Source organism: Pseudomonas sp. ICMP 460 (assembly GCF_002723595.1).
Taxonomy (GTDB): Bacteria; Pseudomonadota; Gammaproteobacteria; order Pseudomonadales; family Pseudomonadaceae; genus Aquipseudomonas; species Aquipseudomonas kitaguniensis.
In genome coordinates this window covers 141,430-161,879 of sequence record NZ_LKBR01000013.1, presented here as the reverse complement: position 1 = coordinate 161,879, position 20,450 = coordinate 141,430, and the positions used below count along the sequence as shown (strand labels likewise).

Sequence of the window (20,450 nt, the reverse complement as noted above, 5' to 3'; positions counted from 1 at the left end):
AAACCCGCATCTCCTCAAGAGTTGGCTACGCTCTGAGGCAGACATCAGAGCAACTCGCTCACACACTGGGGTCTAGATCATGAATAACCATCAGCATCCGGCTGGAAGCATCACCACCCCATTTTGGACGCGCAAAACAGGCGTTGTGCTGATTATGTTCATTGTGATCGGCGCCTTCTACGTGGTGCGGGAGCATTTCAGCCACGTCTATCCATACTTGCCCTATCTCATTCTGTTGATCTGTCCATTGATGCATTTTTTGGGGCATGGACATGGCGCACATGACCATGGCAATCAGGCGCAAGCCAACAAGGAAGAGAAATAGCTATGCCCAATAAACCGAGCCACCACGATCACGGTCCTACCCACGCTGCCTCGCCCCCTGACGCTGATCTACGTGACCCGGTGTGCGGCATGACGATTACGCCTCCAAGTAAATTTGGCGAGTCTTATCAGGGACAGATTTATCAGTTTTGCAGCCAGAAATGCCAAGAAAAATTTCGGGCAGCTCCAGAGCACTACAGTGGTATTCATCCCAGCACTGAACCCAGCATCGCGGCTACAGAACCCGCGCGCCAAGTAGCCACTGAATTTACCTGTCCGATGCACCCGGAAATAAAACAGCCAGGGCCCGGCAATTGCCCAAAATGTGGCATGACATTAGAACCTGTCATTCCGGCGCTAGATGACGATGACAAAACCGAGCTCCGTGATTTCGCGCGCCGCTTTTGGTGGTCTCTGCCTTTAACCGTGATAGTGACCGTTCTAGCCATGGCGGGCCATTCATTACAACTCTTCCATGGTTCGGTTCAAAACTGGATCGAGTTTGCTCTTGCGACACCGGTTACCTTATGGGCAGGGTGGCCCTTTTTTGTAAGGGGCATAGCATCTGTTAGAAATCGCAGTCCAAATATGTGGACTCTGATAGGTTTGGGTACTTCCGCAGCTTATCTTTACAGCGTCGCAGCAACCCTCTTTCCCCAAAGTTTTCCCACCACCTTCATGCAAGATGGACGCATCGGCGTTTACTTCGAAGCCGCTGCGGTCATCATCTCGCTCACCTTGCTTGGGCAGATTCTTGAGCTAAAAGCACGGTCACAAACCTCCGCAGCAATTAAGTCCCTTCTAGGCCTATCTCCCAAAACTGCACGCAAGATCAACGCCGATGGTCAGGAGGAAGACATTCCTCTTACCCATGTTCACTTGGGCGACCATTTGCGGGTCAGACCTGGTGAAAAGGTGCCAGTTGATGGCTCTGTGCTCGAGGGAGAAAGTGCGGTGGATGAGTCCATGCTCACTGGTGAGCCTGTGCCGGTAATGAAAAGACCAGGGGATAGTTTGATCGGCGCCACGCTTAATACTCACGGGAGCTTGGTGATGGAGGCGCAAAAGGTCGGCGCCGACACCATGCTGTCGCAGATAGTGCAAATGGTCGCTCTAGCCCAACGCTCCAAAGCGCCAATGCAAAGAATGGCCGACTCGATCGCCGGCTACTTTGTGATGGGGGTTATCGCGATTGCGTTGCTGACATTCTTAGGCTGGGGACTATTCGGCCCGGAACCCAGCTGGGTCTTCGGCCTGATCAACGCTGTCGCCGTACTTATCATCGCTTGCCCCTGTGCACTTGGTCTCGCAACGCCCATGTCGATCATGGTTTCGACGGGTAAAGCCGCCAGTATGGGTGTGCTATTCAGGGACGCCAGTGCTATTGAAAACCTTTGCAAGATCGACACGCTGATTGTCGATAAAACGGGGACCCTGACAGAGGGACGGCCGGTATTTCACAGTGTGGAGGCCACACCAGATTTCAACCCACACGATGTTCTTCAACTGGCCGCTAGCCTTGATCAAGGCAGCGAACATCCTTTGGCGCGCGCCATCGTCGACCATGCCCGAACTGAAAATATCGTGCTCACCAAGCCTGAATCGTTTGAGTCCGGGTCTGGGATTGGAGTCAGTGGCCTCGTTGATGGCAAGAAGGTACAGCTGGGCAACACAGCACTGATGGACGCTGCCGGTGTAAGCACTAAGGTCTTACAGTACCGTGCAGAGTTGTTGCGCCTTGAAGGCATCAGCATCATCTATCTAGCAGTTGACGGGGTTCTGGCAGGATTACTGGCGGTCTCAGATCCGATAAAACCGACCTCCAAAGAAGCAGTCACCAAGCTTAAAGCTGATAACGTAAAAATCATCATGGCCACCGGAGACGGGCTCACCACCGCACGTGCTGTCGCCAAGGAGATGGGTATTGAAGAGGTTCATGGAGAAGTTAAACCTCAGGACAAAGAGCGCCTGGTGGCGGACCTCCAGCGATACGGTCGAAAGGTTGCCATGGCCGGCGACGGTATCAACGACGCACCGGCCTTGGCGCGTGCAGATGTGGGCATTGCCATGGGTACAGGGACTGATGTCGCGATGAATAGCGCGCAGCTCACGCTGGTAAAAGGCGACCTGATGGGGATTCTACGGGCACGGGCACTTTCGGTTGCGACAGTAAAAAACATGCGGCAAAACTTGGGTTTCGCCTTCCTTTACAACTCAATGGGTATTCCCTTGGCCGCAGGCCTACTCTATCCGCTGACGGGGCACCTTCTGTCGCCAATGATCGCTGCGTTAGCCATGAGCGTCAGTTCTGCGTCTGTAGTTTTCAATGCTTTGAGACTGAGGAATACCCATATAGCTTGAGCGAAACCGTTGCTCGCACCCCACAAAACATAACTCTTGACCTTACCGCGGTGTCAACGTTGATGCTGTCATCGCGGTGAAAAGAGACCGCTCAGCACAAGAGGAATAACCATGTTCGTCTTAAACGTATCAGGCATTGGTTGCGGTAGCTGCGTCAGCAAAATCACTAAAGCGATTCAATCGTTGGACAGCGAGGCTAAAGTTTCCGTGGATCGCGCGGCAGGTAAGGTAAGCGTTGAAAGTAGCGAAAACCCAGAGCAAGTTCGTAAAGCTGTCGAATCACTCGGTTTCCCATCGCAAATCAGCGCTTAAGGCGCTGATTTCATTGTTGGGTAAATCTTACTAATCACCTCGCAGAGCTTTAAGCAACCCCTTAAATGCTCCGTTCAATCTATTAAAAGCGCTTTCAAAATGAATTTCGTTATCAGTAAACTTTGCAACTTCAAGCTGTGCATCCACAGTATTTTGATCAAGTGAAGGTTGGTAAGGCGTGCTGTAAAACAAACCATCACCTTGACCATCACTTGCTAATTCGTTTGCGGCAATATGTTTTAGGTTTGTTGTTTTCAAAGAGAACGGAGAATCCAAGCCTCGTTTTGTCTGGCTGGCGAGCACAGCAGAAAACTCCAAATCTCTAGCCTTAAAGTTAGGAGTATCAGCGTTAGCGATATTATTGCTAAGTACCTCAGCTCTTTGGCCGCGATAAACTAACGCTCTTTCTGCGGAGCCAAGCGCTTTTTCAAAATTAATGCTCACAAGCGGCCACCTTACGTCACGCTACTATTTCCCATTTTCACCTATATCAAACACTTATGTGTTGAATGTGGTGCGTCTGAGTCGGCTTATAACTCCGGTGCAAATTCAAAAAACGTCAAGCCCTGTGAAAGTGACCGAAAGCACAGAACACCGAACGGCTAAATTTTAGGAGCTTGATTTCAGCGAATTCCGACAATGGATAGACCATACGGATTAAGTACATCGCAGCTCAAGAGAAATATCGGAACCTGACACAACTGTAATATTGGCCTAAGCTGCCTGACAGGGAATCAGTCTTATAGTCCTATTGAGCCTTAAGCTCTTCCCTGAGCATCAACAACTTTGTTGTGGATTCAGGGGCTACCATCTATCAGAGGAAACCCAAATGAACCCTATCAAAACCTTGTTCGTCATCGCTGCTCTGACCGTATCTTCTTTTGCTATGGCTGAAGGCGGAGGTGACCGCACTTTCGAACGTATGGAAGCGGCCAGGAGTAACTCGATGGAATCGTACCAAATAGCCCAAACGAAAAATGCCCAGCCTCCTGTCGCGGAAAGCAAAGCCAGGGCGATGGACCACAAAAATTGCTAAATATTTGAGCTACGCTCACAAGCTGACAGAAATGTAATCACTGTGGTGGTTTAAATGTGGCAATTTCTGAGCTCGCTTACCGTTTGAGTTCGTCTTTTGTAACGGTGAGTGAGTCTCATCCAGACAATTCATTTGTTGTTTCGCGCGGCTTCCCTTTTGACTGATTGGACATAACGGCATGCACTCCAAAACCTCTAGGCGGACATTCGTGAAAGGCTTGGCCGCTGGTGGCATTCTCGGCGGCCTTGGCCTTTGGCGCACTCCTGTATGGGCGGTGACAAGTCCTGGTATGCCGAGCGTACTCTCCGGTAACGAATTTGATCTGTTTATTGGTGAAAGCCCTGTAAACATCACAGGCTCGCCTCGCACAGCTATGACCATCAACGGATCATTGCCCGGACCGTTGCTGCGTTGGCGTGAGGGGGAGACCGTCACTCTGCGTGTAAAAAACCGTCTAGACCAAGACACATCAATCCATTGGCACGGGATCATCTTACCCGCCAACATGGACGGTGTGCCTGGCTTGAGCTTCCATGGCATCGCACCCGATGGCATGTACGAATACAAATTCAAGCTTCATCAGAACGGAACCTACTGGTATCACAGCCACTCGGGTTTGCAGGAGCAGGCAGGCGTTTACGGTCCAATCGTCATCGATTCGAAAGAACCTGAACCGTTTCAATACGATCGCGACTACGTGGTGATGTTGACTGACTGGACCGACGAAGATCCCAGTCGCGTTATGGCGAAGCTCAAGAAACAATCGGGCTATTACAACCATCACAAGCGCACCGTCGGAGACTTCATAGACGATGTCAGCAGCAAAGGTTGGTCTTCGACGGTAGCAGATCGAAAGATGTGGGCTGAGATGAACATGAGTCCTACTGACCTCGGCGATGTCAGCGCGGATACCTATACCTATCTCATGAATGGCCAGGCACCCAACGGTAACTGGACTGGTATTTTCAAACCGGGTGAGAAACTCCGTCTGCGCTTTATCAACGGCTCCGCCATGAGCTATTTCGACGTCCGCATTCCTGGGTTGAAGATGACCGTGGTTGCCGCAGACGGTCAACATGTCAAGCCGGTGAGCGTCGACGAGTTTCGTATTGCGGTAGCTGAAACATATGACGTTATTGTGGAGACTGCTACTGATGAGGCTTACACCATCTTCGCTCAGTCTATGGATCGCACAGGTTACGCCAGCGGAACACTTGCAGTGCGTGACGGCCTAAAGGCACCGATACCTGCGATTGACCCACGTCCTATAGTAACTATGGATGACATGGGGATGGGTGGTATGGCTGGTATGGACCATGGCAGCTCGGGTGGAATGAGCGGCGGCGACATGGCCGGCATGGATCACAGCAAGATGGCAGGGATGAACCAAGGTGACATGACCGGGATGACCGGCATGGACAGCGGTGACATGACTAACATGGCTGGCATGGACCACAGCAAGATGGCTGGCATGGACAAAGGCGACATGTCCAACATGGCTGGCATGGACCACAGCAAGATGGCTGGCATGGACAAAGGCGACATGTCCAACATGGCTGGCATGGACCACAGCAAGATGGCAGGAATGGGCAGTGGCGATATGTCAGGGATGGCTGGCATGGGCGGTATGGGTGGAGAAATGCAGACTCATCCAGCCTCTGAAACCAACAATCCCTTGGTTGACATGCAAGCCATGAGTCCAACGCCAAAGCTGAACGATCCTGGCATAGGCTTGCGGAACAATGGTCGTCGAGTGCTCACTTACTCCGACTTGAAAAGCACTTTCCAAGATCCTGACGGCCGCGAGCCAAATCGCACCATCGAGCTTCACCTGACCGGTCACATGGAGAAGTTTTCGTGGTCGTTCAACGGCATCAAATTCTCTGACGCCGAACCGCTGCGCCTGAAGTATGGCGAGCGTCTGCGCATCACCTTGGTGAACGACACCATGATGACCCACCCCATCCACCTTCACGGCATGTGGAGTGACCTCGAGGATGAGAACGGCAAGTTCATGGTGCGCAAGCACACGATTGATATGCCACCTGGTACCAAACGCAGCTATCGAGTCACCGCTGATGCCTTAGGCCGCTGGGCATATCACTGCCACCTGCTTTTCCATATGGAAATGGGCATGTTCCGTGAAGTACGGGTTGATGAGTAAAGGAGACGATCTGTGAGCACATACCTAAATCGTAATTCCCTCGTGGGTTGCCTCTTTGCCGCTGTCCTGCTGAGTGGACTCTCGCCCACGGTGCTGGCAAAGGAAAATGGCAGCGATCATTCAACTACTGTTCCTGCTACAGCAACGGACAAGCCAGCAGCGGCAAACGATTCGAAGCTAGATCACGGGTCAATGGACCATAGCAAGATGAGCCATGAGTCGATGGATCATGACCAAAAAACCAAAAAGGCAGATTGAGATCATGACCAGTAAGTTTTTACGCCCAACGTTGATGGCACTTGCAGTCTCCACCGGTCCTGCATTCTTTTTTATGGCTCAAGCCGCTGAAGAGATGGATCCGTCGATGGCGATGCCATCAAGTGCGGACGCAAAGCCTTCAACTGCACAAAAATCCAAACCAGCCAAAGCGAAAGATGCCGCGATGGATCACTCCAAGATGGACCACGGCTCAATGGGAGCCATGGACCATAGCAAGATGGGGGCGATGGATCACAGCAAGATGAGCATGGATAACGGGCAAATGGACGGTATGGAAAGCATGGATGGAGGGGCGACTACCACAAGCCGAACCCCGATCCCCGTACTTACCGACGCTGACCGGGCCGCCGCTTTTCCAGACGTACCAGGCCATGGTGTGCACGATAAAAAAATTAACTCGTTCATCCTCCTGGATAAATTTGAGTACCAAGACGCTGACAACGGCAGTGCGCTGGCTTGGGATGCAAAAGGGTGGATCGGCGGTGACGTCGACCGCCTCTGGTTGCGTTCGGAAGGTGAACGTACAAATGGCGTAACCGAAAACGCTGAACTTCAGGCTCTGTGGGGACACGCCATCGGTCCATGGTGGGATGTCGTCACCGGCATTCGACAAGACTTCAAACCTGGGTCACCTCAAACCTGGGGAGCGCTCGGTATTCAGGGCATGGCCCTCTATAACTTTGAAGCTGAAGCGACTGCTTATATTGGTGAGAACGGTCAAACCGCTGCTCGATTTGAAGGCGATTACGACATCCTGTTGACCAATCGCCTGATCTTGCAGCCGACCGCCGAAGTAAACTTGTACGGGAAAAATGATCCTCAGCGCGGCATAGGATCTGGATTGGCCAACACCGAACTAGGCCTGCGGTTGCGCTACGAAATTACTCGTCAATTCGCACCCTACATTGGAGTTAGCTGGAATCGCTCATACGGTAAGACGGCTGACCTGGCCAGCGATGAAGGGGAAAAAACAAACGAGGCCCGATTTGTAGCTGGTATTCGGATGTGGTTCTAAGCGATTTGAGCACTAGCCCTACGAATTCTAATGATCGGGGAGTTAGCTCCCCGACTCTAGAGTAGATCCTTCAATGCAACCTTTGCAGCGGCATGAACGCTTGAGTGGAGTTCTATTGCTTCGTAGAACATCTCGCCGTCTCCAAGGGAAAAGGAAATATTCATGACAGGTAGCTTCCGACTTTCAAGTCGATCTCTGCGTATCGCAACATTCGCCGCGCTGTTCATTGGCTCAACGGCTCAAGCGGCGCAGGCCCTCACCATCGATGTGCATCGTGATGCAAACTGCGGATGTTGCAAAAAATGGATTCAGCATCTTGAGGCCAATGGCTTCACCGTCATCGATCATGAAGAAACCAACATGAGTGCTCTCAAACAAGATCTGGGTGTCGCTCCACGACTCTCGTCTTGTCACACCGCGATGATCAACGGGAAGTTTGTTGAAGGCCACGTGCCAGCTGAGCAAATAATTGCGATGAGTAAACGCGACGACCTTCTCGGGATCGCTGCTCCTGGCATGCCACCTGGTTCTCCAGGAATGGAAGTCGACGGAGTGCATGAGGCCTACCAGATAATCGGCCTGACCAAAGCTGGCACAGATCAGGTCATTGCTGAGTACCCTCAAAACTAATCCCACCCCATCCCTCCCGTCACAGCATGGTCAGCGTTCATGACCATGCAGCGGGACATGCTCCTTCGATTTCATTCTCAAGCCATGGCTAAAGACGATCAACAGCCGTCGTAAAGGCATGCTTGTGCCTAATCAGATAACCCCGAACCGCAGTCCTCAATAAGAATTTGAGATGATCCCATCCTCCGCATGCTGACAAGCACTGCGCAGTTGATCGCGATAGTGTTAAGTTCGGAGATGGCGTTGCACCCTCAGCGTACCTTCCCGAATCAGGACATCTGTCTCGGCTGAAACAGTAGAAAACGTAAATGACGGTGGCTTAAGAGTTCTTTTTTTGAAGGCTCTTCAGACGTAGGGTCGCGCGTTGTACAGCGGCCATTTTTTCTGGACGCTTCATTCGTTTCCATTTTCTGATGTCTTCCTTGGTGCGACCGCAGCTAACGCACAGTTCGCTGTTCAGCTGGCAAACAGAAATACAGGGATTTTCGATGTCCTTTGCCATTGTTCAATTCCTCGTCGAACTTATGCGTGCTGCGGGTTCATAGCTAAGCCAGAACGATCTGATCAGGTGCGTCAGCGCCCAACTTCGTGCGGTACTCAACTGTCAGATGAGTGATCTCATGAACCGTCGCAAGCCGTTCTCGTATGTTTTCTGCATTGACTGCTGGGCTGCCCAGAACACTCACAATCGCGGCGCGGGCTTGCGGCCCAACCTGCCAGACATGAAGATCAATGATCGAAGCATCTCCCGGTCGCTCAACCAGTTCACGAATCTCTTCAGCGACATGATCATCTGTCTGGTCGAGCAATACACCCGAAGTCACCCGCATCAACGACCAAGCCCAGCGTGCAATCACAACGGCACCCACAATCCCCATTGCAGGGTCGAGCCATACCCAACCAAGGTACCGACCAGCAAGAAGGGCTGCGATGGCCAGAACCGAAGTCAGTGCATCTGCAATGACGTGAACGTATGCAGAGCGCAAATTATTGTCGTGACCATGCGCATGGTGAGACTCATCGTGGCCGTGGTCATGCCCATGGTGATGATCATGACCGCCAGACAGCAAAAGCGCGCTCACCACATTCACTGCTAGTCCGACAATTGCGATTAGAGTCGCTGTCCCGAATTGCACTTGAGTCGGTTGAAAGAGACGAAACAGCGACTCTCCAGCAATTCCCAAGGAAACCAGTCCCAAAATCAGAGCAGAAGCGAAGCCACCCAAGTCTCCTACCTTGCCAGTTCCAAAACTGTAGCGAGCACTTGAGGCATGTCTTTTCGCGTACGCGTAAGCAGCTGCGGCTATGCCCAGCGCTCCTGCATGCGTTGCCATGTGAAAACCATCGGCAAGCAACGCCATTGAGCCAGTGAGATAACCTGCGGTGATTTCAGCAACCATCATTACGACGGTCAGGGCCACCACCCACAAGGTTCGCTTGGCGTTTTCTTCATGTGATTTCCCAAGGAACATATGGTCGTGTGAATAGTCGGTGCTCATCGAGGCAGATCCTATTTGGAATAGCGGCGAATGGCTTCGAGCAGCTCGTCGACACCTTTCGCTCTTTCGTCGTTGCTGAGTGTCGGATTCGCGACGTGTTCACGAGCGTGGTCTTCGATAATTTCATCCATCAGCCCATTGATAGCGCCACGGGCAGAAGCGACCAAAAGCAAGGTTTTCGAGCAGTCATCATCAGAGTCGAGTGCTCGCTCAATCGCCTGGATTTGCCCAGCGATTCGCTTTACGCGCTTAAGAAGATCGTCTTTGCTTGATCTGACATGACCCATACCATACCCCCCCTACCTATATTGAGAGTATGATCACACGTTCCAATTAGCCATACAACCCCAGGGATGCTCGCCGCCGCGTTGCAAACGCCTGGATATACCAACAGTTTTTTCAATCCAAAAAAAGGCGCCACTAGGGCGCCTAAGCCGTCTCCAAACCAAAGGAGAAACAAAGAGACGGGGTGTATCGGGGATACCGGACAGTTAATGCCGATGGCTAATGCCCGTTAGAGGAGTTGCAGTGGATATTCAACAATCAGTCGGACCTCGTCCAAATCAGATTCGAAATCGGTAGCTCGTGTTGTTGCTTGGCGAACACGTAAAGACATGTCCTTCAGTGAGCCGGACTGGATGACGTATTTGGCCTCTATGTCTCGCTCCCAACGCTTTTGGTCCTGCAATGGGGCACCGTCCGCTCCGCGACGCATGTACACGCTGTTCGCGTTGGAATAGTCCGCATCCCAACCCTTAGCGTAGCGGGTCATGAAGCTGAGACCGGGGATGCCGAAAGCCTGCATATCTAGATCGTAGCGCAGCTGCAAGGATTGCTCTTTCGGTGAGTTGAAATCGCTGTACTGAATGGAGTTATCCAAGAAAATCGAGTCTGATTGGCGTAGGTAGTCAAAGTCGTCGTTACCATTATTGCGCTGATACCCAACGGTCACGGTATGCGCTCCGAATTTGACCCCGGTCTTGCCGCTCCAGATGTTGTTATCGAAGCTTCCCAGAAGTTTTTTACCCTCATCAACCGCTCGGTAGTAATTAAAGCCACCGATTAGCGATACGCTGTCTGAGAGCGGATAGTTCAATGTGGTGCCTGCGTAATACTGGTTCCACACATCCTTGAATTGGCTGGTGTAAAGACTCACACCTACGTGCTCATTGACCGTGTAATCGCCCCCTAGATAAGCGATCCACGGAGCATCTACTGCACCGGCGTAGAAAGTCGAAAAGCCGTCACGCATGCCACTGGAATTGGGTTGGCTCATCGCATGCAGCCGACCCCCTTGAAGGGTCAGGTCTTTGATGCTGGTATTGGTGAACGTTGCGCCACGAAAACTCTCAGGGAGGAGTCGGGAATCCCCATAGGCCACGACAGGTGTCGATGGAAATACGTCCCCTACCTTGACGACTGTATCCAGGAAGCGCACTTTTGCGGCCCCGCCTACTTTTGAGTAGGAGTCTTCAGGTTGGCCTTTGCTATTGTGCGGCAAGACATCGACTGAGCTACGGGCTCCCGAGCGACCATCACCTGAATCGAGCTTGAGGCCTTCCATTGCAAACGCATCAATGCCGAAGCCTACCGTACCTTGAGTAAAGCCCGATTCGAATCGGCCAATGATGCCATGAGCCCATTCGGCTGAGTAACCATTGCCCGTGGGGCTTGACTGGCCCTTTCGATAATCACGATTGAGATAGAGATTCCGATTCAGAATACTAAAGGTGCTCCCCTCAATGAACCCTTCAGGTTTTTGCTCCACAGCTACTGCAACTTGCCCCATGCTCATGCCAAGGGCAATGAGAGAAAGACCATAAATGCTTTTATTGTTCATTTAACACTCCAGGCTTTAGCTTGGCAGAGTTTCTTTATGAAATATTTTTTATAATTATAAAAAGCCACCAGCACGTGAGGATTTCTCCTACGTGCCGGCAGACATAATTTCATACAATAGATAACTCCAGCGTGACCTGAAAATTACTTCTATGTCAGCGAACAGTAAGCAGGCTCAAAACATACCGAACAAACTGGCGCAGCTAGGGCCAACGCTAACTAGCTTCCGTGAGGGCAGTTAGTACCCATAACCTTGTATTCCAGGGTGTTGAGCTTGCCCGCCGAGTCTTCATAGGTCATGCGCGAAGGAGCTACGCCACAGGTTTTATTGGCTTGAGTGGTACTGATTACCTTCTGGACATCGAGGTTCATTCCATATTCATAATGAACAACTTCAGGTGTCGTCTTTCCATTTTCTAAGGCGTACTGTTCCATCGCCTTCTGGTTCTCTTGCATCATTCGACCATAAACACGGTCACCACCTCCTTCAGCCATGGCCAAAGAAGACAAGGTCAAGATGGAAACGGCAAAAAAAGCTTTTAGTGATTTCATGATTTTCTCCTAGTGTTCACTTACTTCTGACTAGAGGATAACCAGTGATGCCTTTCAGAAAGCTGCCGCGAATATTACATATGCGTAAGGTGTCCCTCAGCACTGGTGAGCTCGACTATTAGAATTTTAACTTGTTGGCGAAGTAGGCTGAATATGTCAGATAAGCATTAAAGATCAACTCGAGTTTCTCACGAAATACCCAAGCTTTTTTTATTAAAGATACATCTCATCTATATTATGGACAGCTGCTTGGACTGCTCCATATGGATGAGTGGTTTGAGCGCAGTAAGATGAGACGAGGAACGTGTTACAAAAGCCTTATAGGCTGAGAATATTAGGGGCTACGTTGAGTACCGAAAACACCATCGCTAGGATAGCCTTTAACAGCCATAAGAAATCGTCCCAGTATTTTATCGCGGCTAGCAGCAAAGCACCGACGATTGGAAGCAGGGACAACCCCTTCAGCAACCGAAAGGTCCTGGTGAGGGTTCGGCCTTGCTTGTCGACTTGATCGATGGTGATCCTGAGCAGCCCCTGAAGTTTCGGGGGATATGTTTTTATCTTGTCCTTGAAATCATCGAAAATGACATTGAAGCTGTGCAGCAGGCGCTCCGTTTGCAGCATTTGATTGTGGAGGATCGCAAGTAGAACCACAGAAACAACTGCCAGCCCAAGGACAAGGATAAAACCTTCGAATTTTGAGGTTGTTTTCTCCAACACGACCAAACCCGCTAGCGATATCGGCAGGGCGAGCATCTTGCCGGCGATGTCGCCCAGCACCCCGCTAAGCTTGGTGCCATAGTCGATTTCAGCTTGGGCCACCTCGCGCCGGGCCCGCTCAAACGAGAAGCTATAGACGTAGGTTTGCAGATTCGCGCGGTATGTGGCGAGGACCTCCCGCCACTCCCGCACGATCACCAAGAACAGATTGGGCTCGCTCTCAAACTTCTCGATGACGCTAGCCACCGCCATCCGAATCATTAATTTTCGTTCGGAGAGGTGTGCCTTATTTTCGTTTTTTCGATTGAGTATTTCTTCCAACAAGCTCAGGTGATTGAGCTCATAGTCAAGAACCTTGATGTCAACCTGGGTAGGTAACAGAAAAGTTCTCGGAGGCTTAGCCCCATCGGGAGGCAAGGCAAAGAACAGATTAAAACCATCTTGGCTGCTGTCTTTGTCGACACCGATCGCTAGCAGTGCAAGCAGCTCGATCAGCCGGCAGACGCGCCTGAGCGCCTTAATCGTCGGAGGCTCGATGTCATCACTATCTGCCCAACAGAGCTCAACAATGTATACGTTGCTCGGGAATTGCCCCTTGCCCAATGAGCCATTGCGAGCGACAAACTCGCCTAAGTTCGCGTAGAACCGGCCAGACTCGTTCGATGGCAAGCGAAACTCAATATCGAGAGAGTCTGCTTCTTCAGAGCAATGCTCGAACTTGCCATAGGCTGCGGGCAGGCCATCGCACATTCGCAACGCACCGATAATGTCGGGCGTTGGCATCCCCTCATAGCGGATGACTCCGTCCTCAATGGTGGGCGCTCCAATGGCGCGGTAGAGAGCTACCACATTAGAAAACATTCTTAGCCGACCCTGGCCAGCAGTTCTTTCTCGATCACACCAACCAGTTCGGCAGTCAGATTGGACAGTGTCAACTTTTTCCGTCCCTCATCATAATAAACGTCTGCGGCCGGATCCTTACCTAACGCTCCACGCTCGAATTGCAACGACCAGTTAGCCGCGTCCCCCTTGATACGGGTCTTCTCTTTCAGCGATTTCGCATTGACCGTAAAGTCGTCTGGCACCTTATGTTTCTCGCTATTCAAATAGTCTTTCAGCCCAACAATTTCATCCACTAAGTCAGCGGGTACGTGTGCGACAGCGACGTGGCAGATAGCGTCCAAGCGCGCAGATTTGCCTGCGGCCAACTGCTCCTCCAGATACTTGATCACCGCCTCTTTGGCCTTGTAACCAAAGCCTTTTAACGTTTTGTTGTCGCGAAAAAACCGTGCAACGTTATCAATGGCATTTTTGGTAGCGCGTCCGGAAGCTACTCCTTTCGCGCATCCCAGTGCAGAGATGAAATAATCGGATGCCTGACTATCACGGCCCCGGCTGATGAAGCACAGGTAGGTTGAATCCACTTCATCCTCCGCGTCATCTTCATTCTGCTCAGGCGCAGCAGCGGCCGCAGCAGCCATAGCCTTTATGGCCACGAAGCTCGCTAAATTGATCCTGGCGGCCTGCTGAACCTTGTTGAGATCGACCTCTTGAATTTCCTTGGGCACATAGTTCTCGTCCAGCTGTATACCGCCGCGTTCCTTCATGCTGGCGACCAGGAAAAAGTCGGTTGCACCTGCGGTGTACTGAGCGCAAAGGATGTGTCCACCGGTCGATAAGACTTGATTACCGGCTTGCTCCACCAACTGGTCCATTGCCAAGTGGGTCAAGTCGATAAATCGCGCTTCATCATCTTGTACTTCTACGAACGCGGTGAAGCGCTCTGGAAACGGTCCCTGACGGTCATCATCGGCAAACTGGCCGTAGACCACGCTGTTGCCTTCTTTGCCGATGAGGCCGTGGATACCATTGACCAGAAAATGCAACGCGGGATTTTCAGTATCGAGCGCCACATCCTTCTTGACCACCTCGGAGATAAAACTGGTCTTGGCCAGCTTCTTGAAGCTGTGAATAATGGCAGTTTTCAGCGTAATCATAGGTCGAATTCCGTTCCGATAGTATCAATATGGAATCACTGAAAATAGCACCTTACCCAGCAAACTTCAGGGCTTATCTCGATATCAGATATCACCGAAGGGCTCCAATACCTACCGATCAGTAAGGCTGCACGAACCCAATAACTGTATATGTATACAGTATCATAATCTATGCCATTCATCAGCACGAGGAGCGGAGGGTTGAAGCGCGGATTGGCCGCCGCCAATAACCACGACATCAAATTTCGGATTATGACTCACCACCATCCCCCCCTACGTTTGCTGCGTATCGCTTACGTGGGATCAGACTTTACGGCCCAGATCATCAATTTTCACAACGACCTGTCCGTCCTCTTTGACGAAACTGCCGCGCTGCTCTTGTGGAAGCAGGTCGAGGACAGCCTCAGACGGACGACACAGGCGTGCCCCCAAGGGGGTCACGACGATGGGACGATTGATCAGGATGGGATGAGCCATCATGGCGTCAATGAGCTGGTCATCGGCAAGTGACGGATCGCCCAACCCAAGCTCTTCGTACGGCGTGCCTTTGATACGGAGGAGCGCCCGCACCTCTATACCCATATCCTTGATCAACCTGATTAGCGTTGGCCGATCAGGTGGGGTTTTCAGGTACTCAATTACCGTTGGCTCTTCACCGCTGTTGCGGATCAATGCCAAGGTATTGCGGGAAGTGCCACATTCCGGGTTGTGATAAATCGTGATCTGATTCATATCTGATGTCTCGCTGTTGAGAGGCTCAAATGGATCGCTGGTTGACGCGTTCGGATAGCTCCCCAGCGGACTCTTTACGCTCGGAGTAACGATCAACCAGGTAATCTTGGCGATCACGCAACAACAGCGTGAACTTCATCAGTTCTTCCATCACGTCGACCAGACGGTCGTAGTACGAGGACGGCTTCATCCGGCCCGTCTCATCGAATTCGGTGAAGGCCTTAGCTACTGAGGATTGGTTTGGGATGGTGAACATGCGCATCCAACGCCCCAGTACCCGCAGCTGATTAACTACGTTGAAGGACTGCGAGCCGCCGCAGACTTGCATCACCGCAAGGGTCTTTCCTTGCGTAGGTCGTACAGCACCTATCGCCAGCGGAACCCAGTCAATCTGAGCCTTGAAAACCGCACTCATGGAGCCGTGTCGCTCAGGAGAGCACCACATCTGGCCTTCCGACCATTGCATCAGTTTGCGCAGCTCCGCGACTTTGGGGTGGGTGTCGGGTGCATCATCCGGCAGCGGAAGGCCCGACGGATCGAATATCTTTGTTTCAGCGCCAAACTGCTCCAGAAGTCGAGCGGCCTCCTGGGTCACCAACCGGCTGAAGGATCGCTCTCGTGTCGACCCATACAGAAGAAGGATTCGAGGTTTATGGAGTGAGGACGTGCGAGGCGCCAGTTGCTCCAGGGTTGGAATGTCAAGCAGCTCGGCTTGGACATTCGGCAGCGTATCTTGCATACAAACTCCTAGGGATGCGCCAAGTAGGCACAACTTCCATTGCTCTTCAAAGCGAACCGATACGGTTCAGTTCAGCTTTGAGCTGATCAGGGCTCATGGTTTTCAACGGCAGCGCAAGAAACGCGCTCACGCGTTCGCGAATTTTGGCGAGAGTGGCGTCAAACGCTTTTGTGATCTCGATCTCCGACCCAGTGGCTTCCGACGGATCGGCCAAACCCCAATGGGCCTTCAAGGCTGGCCCGAAAAAGATGGGGCACGCTTCACCCGCTGCCCGGTCACATACGGTTACCACGATGTCTGGTGGAGAGCCTTCAAAAATATCCGAAGCTTTGCTGCTCAAGCCTGCCGTGGAAATGCCCGCAGCCTCCAGCGTTTGCAATGCCCTTTGGTTCACTCGACCGCTGGGAAAGCTTCCTGAGCTGACCGCCTCCACGCCCTCTGACGCCAGGTGGTTGAAAAGTGCCTCGGAGAGGATGCTACGGCAGCTGTTGTGGGTACACATGAACAAGACTTTCATCAGTAGATTCCTTGATTCAGAAGCTGAGGCGCAATGCCAGGGCGCAGAGGGTGGCGATAAGGATGGGCAAGGTCAGCACGATCCCGGTCTTGAAGTAGTAACCCCAGCTGATCGTGATGTCCTTTTTGGCCAGCACGTGCAGCCACAAGAGCGTGGCCAGGCTACCGATGGGAGTGATTTTCGGCCCCAGGTCGCAGCCAATGATGTTGGCGTACACCATTGCTTGAAGAACGACGCCATCGACTTCGGCAGCATGAATGGACAAGGCACCGATCAGGACAGTGGGCATGTTGTTCATGATTGAAGACAGAAAGGCTGTGAGCAGCCCCGTACCCAAGGACGCGCCCCAGACACCGTAGCCGGCAAATACATTCAGGATCTGGGCGATGTGGTTGGTCAAACCGGCGTTCTTGAGGCCGTAGACGACCAGATACATGCCCAGGGAAAAGATCACCACCTGCCATGGCGCGCCCTTGAGCACCTTGCCGGTGTCGATGGCGTGTCCACGGGCCGCGATGACGTAAAGAATGAATGCGCAGGCAGCCGCAATGGCACTGATCGGCACGCCCAGAGGCTCGACGACAAAGAAACCGACCAGCAGCAGAGCTAGAACCCACCAGCCTGCTATGAAAGTCGGACGATCACGTATCGCCTCTTTAGGATGATGCAACTGAGCAAGTTCGTAAGTCTTGGGCAATTCCTTGCGGAAGAACCACATCAGCATCACCAGCGTAGCCGCAACGCTGACCAGATTCACCGGCACCATGACGGATGCGTATTCGCTGAACCCAATCTTGAAATAATCCGCAGAGACAATGTTGACCAGATTCGAAACTACCAGAGGCAAACTCGCGGTATCAGCGATAAAACCGGCCGCCATGACGAATGCGAGGGTGGCAGCGGGCGAAAAGCGCAATGCAAATAGCATTGCGATCACGATGGGCGTGAGAATCAATGCCGCACCATCATTAGCAAATAATGCTGATACCGCAGCACCCAGTAGGATGATGAAAGCAAATAGCTTACGAGTGCTGCCTCCGCCCCAGCGTGCGACATGCAATGCTGCCCATTCGAAAAAGCCGGCTTCATCGAGCAGAAGACTGATGATAATCACCGCGATGAACGTTGCAGTGGCATTCCAAACGATGTGCCACACCTCGGGGATATCCGCAAGAGTGACCACTCCAGTCAAGAGCGCGAGTACAGCGCCAAAGGTTGCACTCCAGCCAACACCCAGCCCTTTGGGCTGCCAGATCACCAGGACGATGGTGGCAATAAAGATCAGTACGGCAATCAACATTTCAATCACTCGATTTGGAAGCAGATCAGCCACATACGAGCTGGTTGATAGGACGAGCATTCATGTCGCTTAGTCGTTTGGCTTCGGTATCTAGCCAATCCTGATTCGCATCCACGACGTCCTTCAGAATTGCACTCACCCAACTAGGAAGGCCGGGATTCAGGCGGTAGTAAACCCACTGGCCTTGACGACGATCCATCAGCAGTCCCGCTGAACGAAGCAGCGCCAAGTGGCGAGAAATCTTGGGCTGGCTCTGGTCGAGCGCAGCGGTAAGCTCGCATACGCACAGCTCTCCTTCGCTCACGATGAGCAGTGTGATTTTGGTTCGAGTGTCATCTGCCAAGCACTTGAATAGTGCCGTGGGATTCATAGGCTCTGTCATAGATCCTCCAAGTGTTTTGTCTTGACCAAGACGAAGAGCTTAATGCGCTCATGGATGTCATGAAGTGTGTGGCGAAACGCGTCGGGATGATCGCTGGTGACCGGATCTGCGAAATCCCAAGTGATGACTTCGCCAGCGGCGGGCATCCATGCACATTCCCGTGCGGACTTGTCACACAGCGTGATGACGTAATCGAATTTTTCGTCGCGAAGCTCATCAATGGATTTGCTATGCAGTCCGGATGCATCTACGTCGACATTGGCCAGAGCAGCGACAGTACGCGGGTCGACGCTGGTTGGCTCCAAGCCCGCACTGTAAGCGGCAAAACGCGGATCTGTGTGCCGAAGCAATGCTTCTGCTAAATGGGAGCGGGCAGAGTTGGCAACGCAGATGAAAAGCACTTTGATTGGGGCAGACATGGCAATCTCGACACATACGTTGAATCGAATATATGATTTATCGCATATTCGGTAAAGCGTATATTTTTGCGTCGCCGGTCACCAGCGTGTAAGGGCAGCGCTCGTCAGATAGTCGGACGACTTTTCGTCGGAAGACGAGCTGATCACAACGCAAATCAGCTGTAACCAGTACAGCAAGTTCAACAGCAGCATTGGGCCGAATTTTTCCAACACTAAGAGGTGCCAGGATTGGGCCACAAAGCTCACTTGCTGAATTCTTTTTTGGCTGTTGGGCACAACATGCTAGTGCGACAGATTTCCTGTCATCAGCCAGCGGAGGCTTGTTGACGATCTGCATCCCCCAGATTATTGTTGCGGCTAACAACGAATTTGTGACGATTATGCCGAAGCGGAAAAAAGACCAGTTGTCCCAGGATGCCGAGGATCTGTACGAGGCGTTGAATCAGCTCGTCCGTGTCTACCAGTTTCGAGATAGAGATCGGATTTGCTGCTACGACGTTTCAGTCACCCAGTGCTACGCGGTCGAAACGCTGGTCAAGAAAGGAGCCATGCGGCTTCAGGTCTTGGCTGAAAAGATGTTTTTAGACAAAAGCACGGCAAGCCGCGTAATCGATGCGCTCGAACGCAAGGGGTATGTGTCACGCGCTGAGGATAACGAAGACCGCCGTGCCGTGAAGATCCAGGCCACGGACGCGGGCAGGGAACTCTACGAAAAAATCAGGGGCGATCTCATTGCCGAAGAGATAACAATGATCGAGAACCTTTCAGCCGAAGCCAGGCAAGGAGCATTAACCTTGCTCAGGCAGATTACACGAGCTACCGAAAAACGCTGCAGCCTCACAAATGAGCGTGGCTCAGATCCAACGCAAGCCTATTGAATCTCCATTTTTTGATTCAAATGTTGTTACTACCAACATAATGGAACCCGATCATGCGTATCCGTCCTGCTGAGCCAGTTGATGCAACCTCGATAGCCACTATTTATAACCAAGGGATTGCGGAACGAAGTTCCACGTTCGAGACCACTCCGCGTAACCCTGATGACATGCTAGAGCGACTTGAGGCTCATGATCGTTATCCCGTTCTGGTGATGCTTGATGAGCACGATAAGGTCATCGGATGGGCGAGCCTTAGTGACTACCGCAATCGCGCGTGCTATGACGGCATCGCTGACTTTTCGATTTACATGAGCCGTGAGGTGCGAGGCCAGGGGCTGGGTAAGAATCTCCTTCAGGCGCTGCTTAAAGAGGCAGAAGCTCGTGGATTTTGGAAAGTCCTTTCTCGCGTGTTCACATCTAACCGCGCCAGTCTCGCCCTGTGCGAAGCTTGCGGATTCCGCCAAGTCGGGGTTTACGAGAAACATGCATGCCTTGACGGTCGTTGGATCGACTGCGCAATTGTCGAGCGACTCATTCCTACGAATCAAATGCCGTGGCTAACACCAATGGCTGCAACCAAGACTGAATCAAATGGATTAAGCGGCTGTTAGGGTTCTCTATCACACTTAAAATCTTGTCAGTCAGGCTACGTACAGCGAAACAATCAATCACGGCCTAACTGGTCAAGTCGAATGCAAATAGGTGGTCAAGCCTATGTAATTACGCAGCCCACTGGAGTGGATTGCGCTAGCGAC

24 protein-coding genes are annotated in these 20,450 nt (G+C 52.0%); 10 read left to right on the top strand and 14 right to left on the bottom strand.

The window, feature by feature from the left end; translation table 11 throughout:
• The first annotated feature begins 79 nt into the window (after positions 1-79).
• The 3 genes from AO240_RS11430 (at position 80) to AO240_RS11420 (ending at position 2,997) form a co-directional block, all read left to right on the top strand.
• The gene (locus AO240_RS11430; protein WP_019334910.1) at positions 80-325 is read left to right on the top strand and encodes a DUF2933 domain-containing protein; all 246 of its coding nucleotides are present in this window, start codon (positions 80-82) and stop codon (positions 323-325) included.
• Between the two features lie 2 nt (positions 326-327).
• Positions 328-2,685, top strand: coding sequence for a heavy metal translocating P-type ATPase (locus AO240_RS11425; protein ID WP_080034400.1), 2,358 nt, complete (start codon positions 328-330; stop codon positions 2,683-2,685).
• A 111-nt stretch (positions 2,686-2,796) separates the two neighbouring features.
• A complete protein-coding gene (locus AO240_RS11420; RefSeq protein ID WP_074321237.1) occupies positions 2,797-2,997 on the top strand; it encodes a heavy-metal-associated domain-containing protein in 201 nt (66 codons plus the stop codon).
• 30 nt (positions 2,998-3,027) lie between these two features.
• Here AO240_RS11420 and flgB read toward each other — a convergent pair whose 3' ends face one another.
• On the bottom strand, positions 3,028-3,441 hold the full coding sequence (flgB, locus tag AO240_RS11415) for a flagellar basal body rod protein FlgB (protein ID WP_082781443.1): 414 nt from the start codon (positions 3,439-3,441) through the stop codon (positions 3,028-3,030).
• A gap of 385 nt (positions 3,442-3,826) precedes the next feature.
• Here flgB and AO240_RS11410 point away from each other — a divergent pair, with 385 nt between their 5' ends.
• The 5 genes from AO240_RS11410 to AO240_RS11395 all read left to right on the top strand — a co-directional run bounded on the left by AO240_RS11410 (position 3,827) and on the right by AO240_RS11395 (position 8,121).
• Positions 3,827-4,033, top strand: coding sequence for a co-regulatory protein PtrA N-terminal domain-containing protein (locus tag AO240_RS11410; RefSeq protein ID WP_061433800.1), 207 nt, complete (start codon positions 3,827-3,829; stop codon positions 4,031-4,033).
• A gap of 178 nt (positions 4,034-4,211) precedes the next feature.
• Entirely contained in the window at positions 4,212-6,197 is a 1,986-nt protein-coding gene (locus AO240_RS11405; RefSeq protein WP_074321235.1) for a copper resistance system multicopper oxidase, read from the top strand.
• Positions 6,198-6,209: 12 nt separating this feature from the next.
• On the top strand, positions 6,210-6,455 hold the full coding sequence (locus AO240_RS28355; protein WP_139302248.1) for a hypothetical protein: 246 nt from the start codon (positions 6,210-6,212) through the stop codon (positions 6,453-6,455).
• Complete coding sequence (locus tag AO240_RS11400; protein WP_038444668.1) at positions 6,427-7,491, top strand: copper resistance protein B; 1,065 nt, start codon at positions 6,427-6,429, stop codon at positions 7,489-7,491. The genes AO240_RS28355 and AO240_RS11400 overlap by 29 nt, the downstream gene beginning before the upstream one ends.
• Positions 7,492-7,653: 162 nt before the next feature.
• Positions 7,654-8,121: a DUF411 domain-containing protein gene (locus AO240_RS11395; protein WP_017341649.1), complete on the top strand. Its 468-nt coding sequence runs from the start codon at positions 7,654-7,656 to the stop codon at positions 8,119-8,121.
• A gap of 319 nt (positions 8,122-8,440) precedes the next feature.
• Here the strand turns inward: AO240_RS11395 and AO240_RS11390 are convergent, their stop codons facing one another.
• From AO240_RS11390 to AO240_RS11330, 13 genes are all read right to left on the bottom strand, one after another.
• Positions 8,441-8,623: a DUF1289 domain-containing protein gene (locus AO240_RS11390; protein ID WP_017341650.1), complete on the bottom strand. Its 183-nt coding sequence runs from the start codon at positions 8,621-8,623 to the stop codon at positions 8,441-8,443.
• A 43-nt stretch (positions 8,624-8,666) separates the two neighbouring features.
• Entirely contained in the window at positions 8,667-9,620 is a 954-nt protein-coding gene (gene dmeF / locus AO240_RS11385) for a CDF family Co(II)/Ni(II) efflux transporter DmeF (RefSeq protein WP_061433807.1), read from the bottom strand.
• 11 nt (positions 9,621-9,631) lie between these two features.
• Positions 9,632-9,907, bottom strand: a complete 276-nt coding sequence (locus tag AO240_RS11380) for a metal/formaldehyde-sensitive transcriptional repressor (RefSeq protein WP_061433809.1) — start codon at positions 9,905-9,907, stop codon at positions 9,632-9,634.
• A gap of 227 nt (positions 9,908-10,134) precedes the next feature.
• Entirely contained in the window at positions 10,135-11,460 is a 1,326-nt protein-coding gene (locus AO240_RS11375; protein ID WP_058825474.1) for an OprD family porin, read from the bottom strand.
• Between the two features lie 218 nt (positions 11,461-11,678).
• A complete protein-coding gene (locus AO240_RS11370; RefSeq protein ID WP_019334883.1) occupies positions 11,679-12,011 on the bottom strand; it encodes a DUF2790 domain-containing protein in 333 nt (110 codons plus the stop codon).
• 318 nt (positions 12,012-12,329) lie between these two features.
• On the bottom strand, positions 12,330-13,592 hold the full coding sequence (locus AO240_RS11365) for a hypothetical protein (protein ID WP_061433810.1): 1,263 nt from the start codon (positions 13,590-13,592) through the stop codon (positions 12,330-12,332).
• Between the two features lie 2 nt (positions 13,593-13,594).
• Entirely contained in the window at positions 13,595-14,728 is a 1,134-nt protein-coding gene (locus tag AO240_RS11360; RefSeq protein ID WP_038444681.1) for a nucleoid-associated protein, read from the bottom strand.
• 303 nt (positions 14,729-15,031) lie between these two features.
• Positions 15,032-15,460 (bottom strand): arsenate reductase (glutaredoxin), encoded by a 429-nt coding sequence (gene arsC, locus AO240_RS11355; protein ID WP_019334880.1) that lies wholly within the window; start codon positions 15,458-15,460, stop codon positions 15,032-15,034.
• A gap of 25 nt (positions 15,461-15,485) precedes the next feature.
• On the bottom strand, positions 15,486-16,199 hold the full coding sequence (arsH, locus tag AO240_RS11350) for an arsenical resistance protein ArsH (protein WP_058825476.1): 714 nt from the start codon (positions 16,197-16,199) through the stop codon (positions 15,486-15,488).
• Between the two features lie 46 nt (positions 16,200-16,245).
• The gene (locus AO240_RS11345; RefSeq protein WP_038444687.1) at positions 16,246-16,716 is read right to left on the bottom strand and encodes an arsenate reductase ArsC; all 471 of its coding nucleotides are present in this window, start codon (positions 16,714-16,716) and stop codon (positions 16,246-16,248) included.
• Positions 16,717-16,732: 16 nt separating this feature from the next.
• Positions 16,733-18,016 (bottom strand): arsenic transporter, encoded by a 1,284-nt coding sequence (locus AO240_RS11340; RefSeq protein ID WP_038444690.1) that lies wholly within the window; start codon positions 18,014-18,016, stop codon positions 16,733-16,735.
• Between the two features lie 25 nt (positions 18,017-18,041).
• On the bottom strand, positions 18,042-18,398 hold the full coding sequence (locus AO240_RS11335) for a metalloregulator ArsR/SmtB family transcription factor (RefSeq protein WP_032901556.1): 357 nt from the start codon (positions 18,396-18,398) through the stop codon (positions 18,042-18,044).
• Positions 18,395-18,817 (bottom strand): arsenate reductase ArsC, encoded by a 423-nt coding sequence (locus tag AO240_RS11330; RefSeq protein ID WP_019334875.1) that lies wholly within the window; start codon positions 18,815-18,817, stop codon positions 18,395-18,397. Before AO240_RS11330 ends, AO240_RS11335 begins: the two co-directional genes overlap by 4 nt.
• A gap of 380 nt (positions 18,818-19,197) precedes the next feature.
• On the opposite strand from AO240_RS11330, the gene AO240_RS11320 reads away from it, so the two are divergent.
• Together AO240_RS11320 and AO240_RS11315 are read left to right on the top strand one after the other, a co-directional pair.
• The gene (locus tag AO240_RS11320) at positions 19,198-19,695 is read left to right on the top strand and encodes a MarR family winged helix-turn-helix transcriptional regulator (RefSeq protein ID WP_099236679.1); all 498 of its coding nucleotides are present in this window, start codon (positions 19,198-19,200) and stop codon (positions 19,693-19,695) included.
• A 53-nt stretch (positions 19,696-19,748) separates the two neighbouring features.
• Entirely contained in the window at positions 19,749-20,306 is a 558-nt protein-coding gene (locus tag AO240_RS11315; RefSeq protein ID WP_019334872.1) for an arsinothricin resistance N-acetyltransferase ArsN1 family A, read from the top strand.
• The last annotated feature ends 144 nt before the right edge of the window (positions 20,307-20,450 follow it).